The 15,397-nt window shown below is 30.9% G+C and carries 14 protein-coding genes; all 14 read right to left on the reverse strand.

What is annotated here, in order from left to right; genetic code table 11:
* Positions 1-329: 329 nt before the first annotated feature.
* Entirely contained in the window at positions 330-1,256 is a 927-nt protein-coding gene (locus ABD715_RS17480; protein WP_344789636.1) for an AbiTii domain-containing protein, read from the reverse strand.
* A gap of 157 nt (positions 1,257-1,413) precedes the next feature.
* The gene (locus ABD715_RS17485; RefSeq protein WP_298538078.1) at positions 1,414-1,905 is read right to left on the reverse strand and encodes a hypothetical protein; all 492 of its coding nucleotides are present in this window, start codon (positions 1,903-1,905) and stop codon (positions 1,414-1,416) included.
* Positions 1,906-2,463: 558 nt separating this feature from the next.
* The gene (locus ABD715_RS17490; protein ID WP_344789637.1) at positions 2,464-3,468 is read right to left on the reverse strand and encodes a DUF2971 domain-containing protein; all 1,005 of its coding nucleotides are present in this window, start codon (positions 3,466-3,468) and stop codon (positions 2,464-2,466) included.
* Between the two features lie 689 nt (positions 3,469-4,157).
* Positions 4,158-4,970, reverse strand: a complete 813-nt coding sequence (locus tag ABD715_RS17495) for a hypothetical protein (RefSeq protein ID WP_344789638.1) — start codon at positions 4,968-4,970, stop codon at positions 4,158-4,160.
* A gap of 176 nt (positions 4,971-5,146) precedes the next feature.
* Positions 5,147-6,112 (reverse strand): hypothetical protein, encoded by a 966-nt coding sequence (locus ABD715_RS17500; RefSeq protein WP_344789639.1) that lies wholly within the window; start codon positions 6,110-6,112, stop codon positions 5,147-5,149.
* Positions 6,113-6,654: 542 nt separating this feature from the next.
* On the reverse strand, positions 6,655-7,209 hold the full coding sequence (locus ABD715_RS17505) for a hypothetical protein (protein ID WP_344789640.1): 555 nt from the start codon (positions 7,207-7,209) through the stop codon (positions 6,655-6,657).
* Between the two features lie 121 nt (positions 7,210-7,330).
* On the reverse strand, positions 7,331-7,996 hold the full coding sequence (locus ABD715_RS17510; protein ID WP_344789641.1) for a hypothetical protein: 666 nt from the start codon (positions 7,994-7,996) through the stop codon (positions 7,331-7,333).
* Between the two features lie 531 nt (positions 7,997-8,527).
* Complete coding sequence (locus tag ABD715_RS17515; protein ID WP_344789642.1) at positions 8,528-9,031, reverse strand: hypothetical protein; 504 nt, start codon at positions 9,029-9,031, stop codon at positions 8,528-8,530.
* A 9-nt stretch (positions 9,032-9,040) separates the two neighbouring features.
* Positions 9,041-9,433, reverse strand: a complete 393-nt coding sequence (locus ABD715_RS17520) for a hypothetical protein (protein WP_344789643.1) — start codon at positions 9,431-9,433, stop codon at positions 9,041-9,043.
* A 551-nt stretch (positions 9,434-9,984) separates the two neighbouring features.
* Positions 9,985-11,241, reverse strand: coding sequence for an AbiH family protein (locus tag ABD715_RS17525; protein WP_344789644.1), 1,257 nt, complete (start codon positions 11,239-11,241; stop codon positions 9,985-9,987).
* Between the two features lie 583 nt (positions 11,242-11,824).
* Complete coding sequence (locus ABD715_RS17530) at positions 11,825-12,433, reverse strand: hypothetical protein (RefSeq protein WP_344789645.1); 609 nt, start codon at positions 12,431-12,433, stop codon at positions 11,825-11,827.
* Between the two features lie 169 nt (positions 12,434-12,602).
* A complete protein-coding gene (locus ABD715_RS17535) occupies positions 12,603-13,232 on the reverse strand; it encodes a hypothetical protein (protein ID WP_204346667.1) in 630 nt (209 codons plus the stop codon).
* Between the two features lie 118 nt (positions 13,233-13,350).
* Positions 13,351-14,205 (reverse strand): hypothetical protein, encoded by an 855-nt coding sequence (locus ABD715_RS17540; RefSeq protein ID WP_344789646.1) that lies wholly within the window; start codon positions 14,203-14,205, stop codon positions 13,351-13,353.
* A 154-nt stretch (positions 14,206-14,359) separates the two neighbouring features.
* Positions 14,360-15,262: an AlbA family DNA-binding domain-containing protein gene (locus ABD715_RS17545; RefSeq protein WP_344789647.1), complete on the reverse strand. Its 903-nt coding sequence runs from the start codon at positions 15,260-15,262 to the stop codon at positions 14,360-14,362.
* Between the last annotated feature and the right edge of the window lie 135 nt (positions 15,263-15,397).

Raw genomic sequence — 15,397 nt, forward strand, 5'->3', positions numbered from 1 at the left:
AGAGGTTCAGATTGGAAAAATTTCCGCAACCGAGCTTAATTCCGCTAGAGTGATTTTTTAATTTCCGCAAACTAATTCATTTCCGTTAGAGTGATTTTTGTTTCCGCAAATGATTTTCAGTTTCAGAGTAGAGGAGTGTTTTGCTTTTATTCCGCTAAAATTGCGTTCTGATTTTTTTGAGCGATCACTGCTGTATAACGGTCTCGGCTATGAGTAGTTGCGTAAATTTAGCAATAAATTTCGCAAGTACGCACTTGGCTGAAATTCCGCAGGAATTTCCAAAGTAGGCGAGTAGAAGCAATTACTTATAACCATTGTTAGGCACAGTTTTACATTCCGTAATATTTCCCAATAGCTTCTGCTAAAAGATTACCAGCAGCACCTAAACTAATATTCCAAGTTCCGTCAACAGCTTTACCAATCATCTTTTTTGTCCAATCATTGACTTTTTTTCCAAATGTTTTATTCTCAGAGTTTGGTTCTTCTGTGTCAATAATTTCTATTAACTCAGCTGTATCTTGTTCTGAAACTCCGCTTTCTTGTAAATGTTTAACTAAAGCATCTTTATTACCTTTTTCAATGATAATTTTTGCACTTATTTTATTCTTATCTCCAGTATTTACAACATTTCCGTCTCCAGATGTATTAATTATAGTTTGGCTCATAATAGTTGATATTTCTTTTTGTTTTTCTTTTAAATCTTTAATTTCTGTAAGACTCCCAAACTCTTCGTCAACTTTAAGCATAAAGTCTAAAAGTTTATTCCTCACTTTAGAAACAACTTCTACAATCGCACTTTTTGCAATTATCTTACTAACATTCATTAATTGAAGGTATGGATTTCCCATTCCTATCCAATTCTCTTCAATCATTCCAACTATTTCTGCTCTTAAAGGTGAAGCCAAAGTTGAAGAATCATTGTTGTCAATTAGATTTTCTAAAGCAGTAATACTATCTTGAAATTCGGTTGATTGTAAGTTCTTTTGGAAAATTTTATCAAGTCCAATTGTCGGAATCGGTTGGTTAGTATATTTCATATTACCGTTAACATAATTTCCTTTTAAATAAGAAGTTATATTCTTTCGGTATTCAGGTAAATATTTTGCAGACGAATATCCATTGAGTTCACCATTTACCCAATCTAATAGTTCCTTATTCTGTATTCGACTTGCTAGTACTTTAGTTTTAAGCAAAGCACCATTAATCGACTTTTCGCTGTCAATTAGTTCGTTTATTATTTGGCTGATGAGTTTCATAAATTGTGCCTAACGTGTTGGTATAAGAATAGTGCGTAGTTTGGATGCGAGGATTTTCCGAAGGAAAATCAGATGCAAGCAAACAAGCACTAACTTGGGTTTAGGAATAAACTTACGCATTATTTTTATACGGTGTTGTAAGCTGGCTTTTTTATTTTTAAAACTTCCACCAAGGTTTTTTCGGTTCCATTGGTTTTACTTCATTTTCTATTTTCCAAAACTCTCCGTCATATTTTTCATTCGCTTTTTTGTTTGTCACGCTTACTCCATAAGGATAAATTCCGTCCTCAAGTCCGTTTTGAATCCTTTTCATTAATTTTTGAATTGGCCAACATCGAGTTCCGTCTGACAAATTCACTTCGATATTCACTTCTCCGTGAGGGTCATTGTCGTCAGTAATCCATTTCGAATCAGAAACATTTTTTATTAAAGTTTCTCCAATATATGAGCCAATCGAAAATATTTTTCCGCCATAACCTTTGGCAAGTCGACCACCTTTGATCGGTTGTCCGTCTTTAGTGTATTTTTGGATAAATCGGTCAATTTCAATTAAACTTCCCATTGAGTAATCCAGTTCAATTCCGTCCGATTTGAACGCTTTAACTGTCCAATCGGATTGCTTTTTTATATCTTCTAATAATGTTGCCATTCGGTTTTTTTAGCTTGCTTACAACGTTGCGTGTAACTAAAGTACGGGTTTGTGTACGAGGATTTTCCGTAGGAAAATCAGAAGTAAGCAAACCAAGCACAGGTGTTACGATTAATGACTAAAAATAGTATTTTTTTTACACATTGTTATACAGCGGTTTTAATTTTTTAAGATTTTTATTACTTTTTAAAGTTCGCTTTGTTATTTCTGCAATAATTTTTTTTTAGAGGTTCAGATTGGAAAAATTTCCGCAATCGAGCTTAATTCCGCAAGAGTGATTTTTTAATTTCCGCAAACTAATTCATTTCCGTTAGAGTGATTTTTGTTTCCGCAAATGATTTTCAGTTTCAGAATAGAGGAGTGTTTTGTTTTTATTCCGCTAAAATTGCGTTCTGATTTTTTTGAGCGATCACTGCTGTATAACGTGTTTGTATATGGTTTGTTGCGTGGTTTAAGCACTAATGTAGCAAATAAAAACCGAATAGAAAATCCGCGAGGATTTTCGTAAGTAGGCTAGAACTAGCAATAAATTATATACTGTGTTGGCAACTGGCTTTTTTATACATAAACCTTGTTTTCTCTTATCATTTGTATTGTGTCAGTATTAACTTTTTTGAAGTGAACTTTTTCAGCACTTCTTTTAAATTCCGTTCCATTCTGGTATTCTCCACAGAAATAAATTCGGTCATTATAGTTTTGTTCCAGAAAGTCTACAAAATCTAAATCAGAGCCTTTTTTTAATTGATAAGTTTTATCATCAATTACTTTTTTCAAATTTGAACCATTAAAAAAATGTTTGCCTAAAACTATTGATTTTATAGCATCTTTTGGATAGAACACCTTTCTGTCGTGATGACTTGGAATATCTTGAAAAGGACCTCTAATAGAATTAGGTACACCGTAATCCATTGTATAAGTCATTAACCTCCATTCATCTTCGTAACTCCAATCTTTTCTTTTAACAGCAGTTGAATAAAGATATGGTATGTCAGGTGAATTAAAACCATTACCAAAAAAATCAATAGTTTCTAGTTTGTCAACGTATTGTATTGGAAAAAAAGCATAATTGTTCAATTTTGGATTTAAACCTTTTAGGTTATTTTTTATTTCTTTCCAGTCTAATTCTATCATAAATCCACTTTCTGTAGAATAATGAGCCCACATTAAAGTTTGCAATGAATTAGTTGTTAAAGATATTACTCCAGCATTTTTAGAAGCCATTTCAAAAAACTTCTGTTTTATTGTAACAAAACCATGTGCTTTTTCTTTCTCATAGTCTATTACCATTACTTTATCAAAACCATACTGCGTATAGAATTTTTCAAATACAGCTTTCGGTAAATTTGTAAAATCCCACAAAAGACTTGAACTATCTATAGAGTCGTTTAGATGATATGGATGACTACAAAATAAATAGTTTTTTATTATTGCATCAATACTATAATCTGTCTTACCATAGTATTTGAATACTGTTTCAGGTTGTTTTATTTCATTAGGTAATTCAACATCATAATTTCCATTAGTCAGTTTATAAGTTCGGTCTCCGTATTTATATTCACTCATCTTTTTTAGCTTTTGCTAATTAAATTTGCAATAAATTAATTTTTAACAATTGATTTTATGGTAAGAACTGTCGTTTTTCAGCTTGTTGCCAACGTTGCGTGTAACTAAAGTACGGGTTTGTGTACGAGGATTTTCCGTAGGAAAATCAGAAGTAAGCAAACCAAGCACAGGTGTTACGATTAATGACTAAAAATAGTATTTTTTTTACACATTGTTATACAGCGGTTTTAATTTTTTAAGATTTTTATTACTTTTTAAAGTTCGCTTTGTTATTTCTGCAATAATTTTTTTTTAGAGGTTCAGATTGGAAAAATTTCCGCAATCGAGCTTAATTCCGCAAGAGTGATTTTTTAATTTCCGCAAACTAATTCATTTCCGTTAGAGTGATTTTTGTTTCCGCAAATGATTTTCAGTTTCAGAGTAGAGGAGTGTTTTGCTTTTATTCCGCTAAAATTGCGTTCTGATTTTTTTGAGCGATCACTGCTGTATAACGGTTGAGCTATTAACAGTACGGGAGCAAACTAACGTTTGCTTTCCGCCACTCACATAGCGAAATCTTTTGGTTTTGTTTTTTATTTTCCTGTCCAAAGCAAAATCCCAAAGATTTTGCGGACTTCATAAAAATACGCAAACCTTAGCATTTAAAACCTAAACCCGTATTGTTTATAGGTTTTGTTACCACACGTTTTTTATTCGGACGCATCATAAACCCCAACAGTTTCAATTCCGTTTTTTGAAAATTTTAAAAGTTCTGTTGTCAATGGATAACCTGATTGTTTATATTCTTCCACAACAACTTGTCCAATACGTTGCGAGAAAAATTCAAAATCATTTTCTGAGAAAACATAACAAAAATCTCGAACAGGAATTACTGCATAAAAAGGAAAACTAAAATCCGTTTGAATTTTTTCCTTCATTGAAGACGCTAGTAAAAGTGCTCCTTTTAAATTGATAAATTCAGATTCTAATCTTCCGAGTTTTCTATTTTCTATTGTGTTATATTCAATGGTAGATTTGGCTAAAATTCTGTCTCCATTTTTTTCAGCCTGTTCATTTAGAGTAGATTCCGATATGTTCCATTTTTCAATGTCTTCCTTCGAAATCCAAGTCAGCATATCATTTTCTCTATGAATATAAATCTTATGAACTTTGTCAGTCAATTTATAGTTTATAAAATCTTTGAATTCATAATCGCTTGGATATAAGGAAATAAAAATATTCTCTCTTGCCTCAGTCCATTTTTCAGGCATTTCGAGAGTGTAATTCATTAAAGTTTTAGCAAAGTCCGATATAATGGATTTGTCTTTGTCCCTTTGGTAATCTCTTCTGATATTATCAAGACTTACATTAAGTGTTATGTCGCCTTTGGAGATGAAAATCAATTCTGTTTCGTCTATTGAATCAATTTTCATTCCTTGCTTTTCAATTTGGGTTTTGAATTCATTAAGGACAAAATCCTTTTTTTGATTATTGCACCCGAAAAGTCCGCTTAATATGCTCAAGATTAATATGCATTTGTTATGTTTCTTCAAAATGTGTGGTAACGTGTTTGTATATGGTTTGTTGCGTGGTTTAAGCACTAAAGTTAGCAAATAAAAACCGAATAGAAAATCCGCGAGGATTTTCGTAAGTAGGCTAGAACTAGCAATAAATTATATACGGTGTTAGCTGTTGTTTTTTATTTTTCAAATAATTTTCGTGTTAAATGTTCTCCATTTTCGTCTACAAGAAAAGAGGTTATTGTTCCATCTGGATGCCAAGTGCTGTGTCCAATATCAATTCCGCAACTTTTTAGAATATGGTCTAATAAATATGCATACTCTTTGTCGTTCCACTTTCTTGAACGTAAAATTCCAACTGTGTCTACGTTTATCTCTTTGGTATTATCATTATATGAGGTAATGTATTTTGGAACATTCTCTTTAATAATAGCACTGTAAAATAAATTAGCGTTGACTTCAAGATATTGAGGAAAATTAATGGGATAGTCCTTAAGCTTTTTTAGTCCTTCCATAAAATCTTCAATAACATTATTATCCTCAAAAACTATGGTAAAAGCAATTTTCCCAAATTTCATTGAAAAACATAATCCAACAATATTGTTATGATAAAAAAACTCATCGTCTTTACAATTAAAAATAAACAAACTCCAAGGTTTGGGTTCGTGAAATGTTGTTTTAAATCTGATTGATTGTAAAAACAAGTGTAAAGCTGAATACCCCTCTAATTCATAAGGGCTTAATATATTTCCCAAATCAGGATTTTTTCTATCGACCAATAATGATAATTCCTTGTATCTTGTAGCGTACAGAATTTTGGCTGACCATTGAAAAATTATTTGTTCATCTTCTAAAGTTAAATTCTCAAATGACCTATCTAAAAGTGATTGAAATTTTTCTTCAACTCTTGAAAGGTCTTCATTATTACACTTTTCACAGCAAGGAACAGTTAAATTCCTATATGGAATTGTTGTATCGTTAGTTACTGTAAGTCGTTTATTCCATAAATCGTATTTATGTTGTAGCCATTTAGGAAAAATATGTTCTGCAGTTTTTATTTCACACCCACTACCGCATAAGAAACAGGTGTTGTCATCAAAAGTTTCCTCTGTAAAGTTTGTGTAAAAATTAATTTCTGATTCCATTTTTCAAATAACAGCTAACGTTGCGTGTAACTAAAGTACGGGTTTGTGTACGAGGATTTTCCGTAGGAAAATCAGAAGTAAGCAAACAAAGTACAGACGTTACGATTAATGACTAAAAATAGTATTTTTTTTACACATTGTTATACAGCGGTTTTAATTTTTTAAAGATTTTTATTACTTTTTAAAGTACGTTTTGTTATTTCTGCAATAATTTTTTTCTAGAGGTTCAGATTGGAAAAATTTCCGCAACCGAGCTTAATTCCGCAAGAGTGATTTTGTTATTTCCGCAAACTAATTCATTTCCGTTAGAGTAATTTTTGTTTCCGCAAATGGTTTTCTTTTTCAGAATAGAGGAGTGTTTTGCTTTTATTCCGCTAAAATTGCGTTCTGATTTTTTTGAGCGATCACTGCTGTATAACGGTTTTGTATAATTTCCCAGCTAAGGGAAGGTTAGGAGTAAAGATAGTAAAAAGAGCTAACTTCGACGCTTTTGCGTCTGTGTCCGCAGGACACAACCAAACCTTAGTTGAAATTATACATTGTTACACCACGTTTTCTTTTCCGATATTATATTTTTCAGCCGTTTGTTTGTCAAAAAATATGGTTATGTGGTCTTGCATTCCAAAGTTTGTTCCGTCTCTAATCTCAAATGCTGAAATCCATATTTCTTTCCCATTTTCAAATTCAATTCGTATATCTTGTGGATAATAATTCCGTTTTTTTTCATTAATCAAACTCCAGTATGACCAAAAGCTTTTAATTCCGCATATTTTTTTTCCAATCAATTCCGTCCATTTTTGATTTTGAGTTGCGGAATATTTTTTCGCGCTATTTTCAGATCTAAATTCCGTTATAATATCACCTTTTCTGAATTTCACATCGTACTGAGTGAATTCGTTTCCCCATATAAAATAATAAGAATTATTGTCCGATAATGTAATTTCGATTCCGTAATCTAATGAGTGATATTCGATTTCATTCCATAAAGCCTCTCCGTAATCAATTTCGTAATAATTTACGTCCAAAATAGATTGTCCAATTAATTCCTTAATCGGATTTTCGTAATTGTCAATTTCTATTTCGAGTGTTTTTTTCAAATGTGGTGTAACGTGCTCGTATAAGAATAGTGCGGTTTTGTGTGCGAGGATTTTCCGCAGGAAAATCAGACGTAACAAAAGTGCACTAACCTTTGATTAAGCAACTAATTTAGCATTATTTTTATACATTGTTGCCAGTAGTTTTTTTTCTAAATATCATTTTTAAATCAGTCACGAGGTAAAAACCAACAAACCCCAAAGTACCAATTGCTAGTCCATATTGTCCATTAGGAATAGCTGTGAATAAAGTCAGTCCAATTAAAAAAAGGCAAAATGGATATGTAAATAATCTAATTAAAATTCTTTTTAACGACCATTCTTTTTCTGGTTTCTGTTCCTCAACTTCTATATCTAAAAATTCAAACATTTCATCAAGTTGGTTTTGTCTTTCAAATCGATAAATCATTCTCCAGAATAAAGTAAAAATTATAGCAAAAACAGAAATAACAACAATTATTGGCCAACTTTCAAATAAGTCAAATTCTAATGGGTTTTTAGGGAATATAGCATATAGAAAACCAACTATGAAAATTCCGATTAATGATTTTCCAACTGGATTCAATTTACTAGTAATATTAACTAAATGATTATTAGCATTTAATTCAAAGGTAAAGACTGGGTAAAAAGTCGTATTCCACATATTTTGTCTCCAAACTTTTATTTCATTCCGACCTATTTCTCCTTTCTGACGTAAATCACGAGAAAAAACATTCCATAAGTGATTTAGAAAAGTGTCTTTTTTTCTCAATCTAATTAATTTTTCTATGTCTTTTTTTGTGACTTCCAATGTTTTTTCAAATTACTGGCAACGTTGCGTGTAACTAAAGTACGGGTTTGTGTACGAGGATTTTCCGTAGGAAAATCAGAAGTAAGCAAACAAAGTACAGACGTTACGATTAATGACTAAAAATAGTATTTTTTTTACACATTGTTATACAGCGGTTTTAATTTTTAAAGATTTTTATTACTTTTTAAAGTGCGTTTTGTTATTTCTGTAATAATTTTTTCTAGAGGTTCAGATTGGAAAAATTTCCGCAACCGAGCTTAATTCCGCAAGAGTGATTTTTTAATTTCCGCAAACTAATTCATTTCCGTTAGAGTGATTTTAGTTTCCGCTAATGATTTTCAGTTTCAGAGTAGAGGAGTGTTTTGTTTTTATTCCGCTAAAATTGCGTTCTGATTTTTTTGAGCGATCACTGCTGTATAACGTGTTTGTGTATGGTTAGTTGCGTGTTTCTGCAACTAATTTAGTAAACTTTTACGAACTCGTGAAAATTCCGCAGGAATTTTCGCAAGTAGGGAAGAACCTAGCAATTAATTATACACGGTGTTGTGTGTAGTTTTTTAATTGTTTTATTATTTTCCTAGCGTTACTTTCTATTATTTTCCAATCCCACAATTCAGGATTTCCAAATTCAGGATTAGTGCTTTTCCAATTTTCAACTCTTTTTTTTGAGTTCACTGAAATTCGGCATTCAATTTCGTTTTCAGCGTTTAGTAAATTCAGATGAACGTATATTATTCCCCAACCATCAATTCGGTTTCTATAGGTTTTTCCGTTGCAGTATTTCGGGTCGAGTTTTAATTTAGTTATAGAGAATTTTCCTTTACTTTCAGGATTATAAATCCCAAATCCTAATTGCCTTTTCTTTTCAGAAGTCGAATATTCGAAATAGTCTTTAAATTCAGAGGAATTATTTATCCGAACTAATTCTTTTTCCATTTCAGAATATGATTCATAAAATTCAGCTTTAGAATTAGATAGAATAAATTCAATCAGCTTAAAAAGCTCGGTTTTATTTATAATTTCTGTTCTCTGCATTAGTCTTTTTTAATATTCATTTTTATGGAATTCCAATAGTTTATCCGTAAAAAGGTTTATTTCTTTTTTCTCTTTTAGTTTAAAATCGACAAACATTATCAATCCGAAAATTGCTAACGCAATTGGCAAAATCCAATCTCCTTTAATCAACGACATTATTGAAATCAGAATTCCTATTCCAAGTAAAACTTTCGCTAAAATATTCATCGGCGATTTTAAGTCAAATTTTAAATCATAATTTCCCGTGTCATTCAAAATTCCGATTAGTCTGTGGTTGTTTGGAAAACGATTCCTCATTAATTCAAACTTTTCAGTTCCGACATAACCATTATAAAATCCATTCGCGATTAGCTTGTTCAGAATCTTTAAATTTTTATCACTTTTTGTTATCGTTTGTCTCATTTCTCAAATTACACACAACGTTGCGTGTAACTAAAGTACGGGTTTGTGTACGAGGATTTTCCGTAGGAAAATCAGAAGTAAGCAAACAAAGTACAGGCGTTACGATTAATGACTAAAAATAGTATTTTTTTTACACATTGTTATACAGCGGTTTTAATTTTTTAAGATTTTTATTACTTTTTAAATTGCGTTTTGTTATTTCTGCAATAATTTTTTTCTAGAGGTTCAGATTGGAAAAATTTCCGCAACCGAGCTTAATTCCGCAAGAGTGATTTTGTTATTTCCGCAAACTAATTCATTTCCGTTAGAGTAATTTTTGTTTCCGCAAATGGTTTTCTTTTTCAGAATAGAGGAGTGTTTTGCTTTTATTCCGCTAAAATTGCGTTCTGATTTTTTTGAGCGATCACTGCTGTATAACGTGTTTGTATATGGTTTGTTGCGTGGTTTAAGCACCTAAATTTAGCAAATAAAAACCGAATAGAAAATCCGCGAGGATTTTCGTAAGTAGGCTAGAACCAGCAATAAATTATATACGGTGTTGGCAACTGGCTTTATCTTAATTGTTCGCAATAATTCTTATTCACAACTCTATCTCTCATTTTTGCTTTGTCATTAAAATTCCGAGAGATATTTCTAACTATGTCACTATAATTATCAATATTTTCTCCTTTTTGGTGATAGAATAACTTTATTGAAGCACAATTTTCGTGTTCGAAAATGGTATTAAGAAGTGTTCTGTCAGATATTCCACAAGAATGTCCAAAAATAAAAACTTGGAAATTTCCGCTATTAATATGCTCAAGTAGCTTTTTGTAATTGTCTGTTTCTAAATAATTAATTGATTTTATATTTTCTAAAAAATCATTATCATTCAGTTTTTCTATAGATTTATAATCATCATCTAATTCATCTCCGAATCCAAAAATCACAGGATTATTGTCAAGTCTATCAGTTGTTCCGTGAATGTGAATAGATTTTACAGAAGAAAATTTACCATTATTAAATTGGTCAAATTCATTTGGGTTGTTATATATTTTATCGGTAAAAGTGTAATTAAAATTCAAGAATATTGTTTGGTCAGGAATTAAGTCAAAATACGAATAAGCAGACTCTGATTGAAGAAGTTTTTTGATTTCAAAAAATGGTTTTTTCTTGCTAATTCTTTGAATTAGTCTTCTCTTATCCTCGCTTATTTCTTCCATCGTTATTTGCTCTTCCGCAAGAGCTTCTAAATCTTTTTTTATTGAATTGTATTCTAATTCAGCTTTTTGATTTAAAGATGATTCTGAAAAGTCCTTTAGTTTAAAAGGATGATAAATTTTATGCCCAATAGTTCTTTTTGTATTTAAATATTCTTGTCCTAAATTATTATTGAAGTTTGTCTCAATTTCTTTGAGATATTCAACCAATCTAGTTCTTACTTTATTAAAGTCAGAATTTAGTTGAGTTATACTATAGTTTCCTGCTGTTCTAGAATTTTTTAACAAATCATAATATTCATTTTCAATATCCACCCAATTTTGGATATTAGATTTCTCTGTAATAATTTCAAAAAATTTATTTTTGAAAATGAGTTTTACATTTTGTCTTTTTAAGGTTTTACTAAACTCTTTGTAATCAGTCGCAATAATTTCATAGTAACCTCTTTGTTTTACTATTATTTCTTCATTTTCATATTCAATATTTATAGCTAATTCAAGAACTTCTTTGATACACTTTTCCCAATAATTATCTATGAATTGTTTGTAGCTTGTTTTCATTCCGTGAGCTAAATCAAATCCATTTCCAATTAATACTATTCTATTCATTTTATTGTTTGTTCGAGTGTTTCTCTAGCTTGTTGCCAACGTTGCGTGTAACTAAAGTACGGGTTTGTGTACGAGGATTTTCCGTAGGAAAATCAGAAGTAAGCAAACAAAGTACAGGCGTTACGATTAATGACTAAAAATAGTATTTTTTTTACACATTGTTATACAGCGGTTTTAATTTTTTAAAGATTTTTATTACTTTTTTAAAGTAGGTTTTGTTATTTCTGCAATAATTTTTTTCTAGAGTTTCAGATTGGAAAAATTTCCGCAACCGAGCTTAATTCCGCTAGAGTGATTTTTTAATTTCCGCAAACTAATTCATTTCCGTTAGAGTGATTTTTGTTTCCGCAAATGATTTTCAGTTTCAGAATAGAGGAGTGTTTTGTTTTTATTCCGCTAAAATTGCGTTCTGATTTTTTTGAGCGATCACTGCTGTATAACGGTTACGTATATGGAAAGTTGCGTGTTTGTGTGCGAGGATTTTCCGAAGGAAAATCAGAAGCTAGCAAACAAAGCAACTAACATTGGTTAAGCACAAAATAGCAATTTTTTATATACTTTGTTGTGCGTAGGCTTTTTCTATTCAGATTTCTACGCCTAATAACTTCCTAAACTCCGTTTCGAGCTGTTTCTCCAAGTCAAACGTATTATTCAAAAATATATCGCACCTACTTTTCAGTTCCATAAATTCCGAACTCTTTTCTTTTATTTCTTTTATTTGGTCTTCTGCATATGAGTACTTGGAAAGAAATATTCTTGTGTCTTTATTTATTTTGTCCATCTCGTTATTTATGGTATTTATTAATTCCACTTGATTAGTCGAGAAAAATATCTTGTTTTGATGAAAAGTTGTGCTAAATGCCATAACTCCTTTAGTCCATTCTGCTAACTTGTGTTCAAGATGTTCCTTTGGGTTTTTATCATCCAATTCATTCTCGAAAAAATCCAGTATTGCTAATTTGTAATTATATAAAAAGTCATATAAATTTTTTATTACTACAGCTCTTTCTTTATGAAGTGATGAAAATTGGATTTGGTGTGAAATATTTAACTTCGCAAGTTCGCTCTTATGAGATTCTATTCGTTTGGTAAGATAGTTCTCGAAAAATTTCTGCGACAAATATCTAATCAGTCCGTAAGCAACAACGGTTGATGTAGAAAATATTCCTAAATACTTGAAAATTTCTTCCATAGTTCAATTTTTAGCTTACGCACAACGTATTTGTGTATGGTTTCGTTGTGTTGGCTAGGTCTAAATTAGTAAAAGAAAACTGACTAAAGGAAAATTCCGCAGGAATTTTCCGAGTACACACGAACCGAACAATGAATTATACACGGTGTTGTAAAACGTATTTATTTATTTATTTATTCATAAGTTGAGTTGCTTCCCAAACATACTCTTTTCCAAATTCTCCAAAGTAGCTTATATAATCTCCATCTTTAGAAATTACTACAAAACTCTTACAAGGATAATGATGTTCAAAAAACAATCTTTCAACGGTTCCTTTTGGGTCGTTATACCAGTTTAAAATTCCATTATATTTTTCAAGTCCATCGTTGTCTTTATAAATGTATAATGGTTTAATTTTAGCTACTTGATTTAAGCCTTCTTCCAATTGTTCGTGCCAATTTGCAATCCACTCTTTATTTGTTGTTCCGCTACTATTACAAGGGTCTTTTCCTGGATAATAAATTATAGCAATAGGCTTTTTTGAATCCAATTCACGATTCGTTGTATTTTCAAGTAATAATTCCAAACTGTTTCTATCATTTATTTTCCCACGCTTTTCTCTTAATGTCAATTTTTTGTGATTGGCAGAATCTCCGGGAATATCCAATAGTTTATTTGTGGAACGAATTCGATTAAATTTTGATTTACTTATTTCAACACTGTTTTCATCAAAATATTTGGTCTTATCACTTCCGATTTTTGTGGTAGAACAAGAGTATATTAAAGCTCCAAATATTAATGTCAGCAGGATTTTTTTCATATGTTTTACAACGTGTTTGTATATGGTTTGTTGCGTGGTTTAGCACGTAATTTAGCAAATAAAAACCGAATAGAAAATCCGCGAGGATTTTCGTAAGTAGGCTAGTACTAGCAATAAATTATATACGGTGTTGTAGCCAGTATTTTTTCCTTAAACTACTTAATTTTACTTTGTTCTTGCACTTATTATTTTCAAAGTCAGAATAGAATTCATCTTGAAATAATTTAAGATTGTCCCAATTCGAAAAACTCTGATGGTCTTTATTTGAATAGTAATCTTTATTAACTTTTAATTGCCCAATTTTTTCAAATTCCGTTTCCGATTTTTTGAAATGTTGAGCATAATACCAACTAATTTGTTCCTTTGGTTTAAACTCCTTGTTTATTTGCTGTTCAAGTCTAAATAATAGTTTGGCATTCTCAAAATCCTTTTCAGTTGGTTTTTCCGATTGTTTAATGTCAGTTACAGCAATTAAATTCAGTCCGAATTCCGTTTCTTTTTCCGATTCCAACACGAAAACTCCACAATAATCTCCATCACTTAATTTAAAAACTAAACAATCTCCTTTTTCGAAAATCGCATTTCGTGATTTTTTTACTTTTCTTTTTCGAGATGTCTTTTTTTCGTTTGATATTTTCTTTAAAAAGCTATCTAAAACTTTTTGCCTTTTAGTCAAGTCAGATTTTGAAGCGTCAAGTTCTTTCCACAATTCAATATCTTTTCCAGATTCGACAATATCTTTAATCCGATTAAGAACTTTTGGGTCAAGTGATTTGCATTCCCATTGAGATTTTGCGATAGTTATCCAAAAATTATTTTGGTCTTCGTGAGAATCAATCAGTTCTTTATTTTCCTGAATTAACTTTTCAGTAATCGCAGAAACTTCCATTCCTTGATTATATAATTCAAAGAATTCATAATTAATATCTTCATAAATATCGTTTGAAGAAATTCCTGTTCCCCAAGTTCCCATAGGCGTTTCTTATATTGGCTACAACGTGTTTGTATATGGTTTGTTGCGTGGTTTAGCACGTAATTTAGCAAATAAAAACCTAATAGAAAATCCGAGAGGATTTTCGTAAGTAGGCTAGAACTAGCAATAAATTATATACGGTGTTGTACGTTCGTTATTTTATTATTTCTTTTCCTTTGTATTCAATAAACTTCACATTGTCCTCAGTTGATAATTGAAATTTGATTGTGCTTTCTTCTTGAATAAAGAGGTTGCTAATTTCAATATGTCCCATTTTTCTTGATGTATTCGGTAATATTACTTCTCGTTCGGAACTTATTACAAAAGTGTCGTCACCTATTGTTGCTTCACGTTCTATTATGTTGGAATAATATTTTTCAAAATCACCATTCACATAGGGTTTATTTATATTTTTTGCTGTATCTGCATTACCTGTAATGTAACAATCTAAATATTTAATCACCTTATTTCCTGAATTATAAGCCCAAACATCAATACCAATAACTGGCATATCAGGATGCTTTTCAAGAAACGATTTTGGTGGTAAGTAGGTGAAATGTAAATCAACTTGGGTTTTAGACAGTCGATTTATTATATCTTTTATTTCCCAATCTTCCATAGCAATAGATTGAAAATTATATCTGCGATAATACCTCTTATCATTCATTTGATGAGCGGTATTACTTTTCGGTATTTCTACAACATAGATTACTTGATTATCTTCCTTATTTCCTATTTGAATTGGTGTGATTAATACTTTAGGAATTGTTGGTGATATAGTACTATTAATTATTTGCTCTAACCATTCTTTAGAAAATTCATTAGCATCAATTGGGTCAATTTTCTCTGGAAGATGCGTTTTTCCTGTTTCATCAAATTCTCTTACACCATAAATTATAACACCTCCATCCGAATTTGCAAAAGCACTAACATCTTTAGAAATCTCTTTCTTTTTTTCACCAGACTTTGCTATTGAACCAGCTCCTTTGTAATCAAGATGGATATTTTCTTCTATCCCATCATTGATATGTTGTTCGATTTTTTCTAATGTCCACATAGTTTTTCTAATGTCTCGTCCTGAAATATGGCTACAGGTTAAAATTGAATTTACGCTGATAATTTATATACCATATTTGGTGTTTTATAATCTAAAGATAAGTGTAATCTTATTTCATTGTATAAATTAATTGCA

This window comes from Postechiella marina (assembly GCF_039538365.1).
GTDB lineage: Bacteria > Bacteroidota > Bacteroidia > Flavobacteriales > Flavobacteriaceae > Postechiella > Postechiella marina.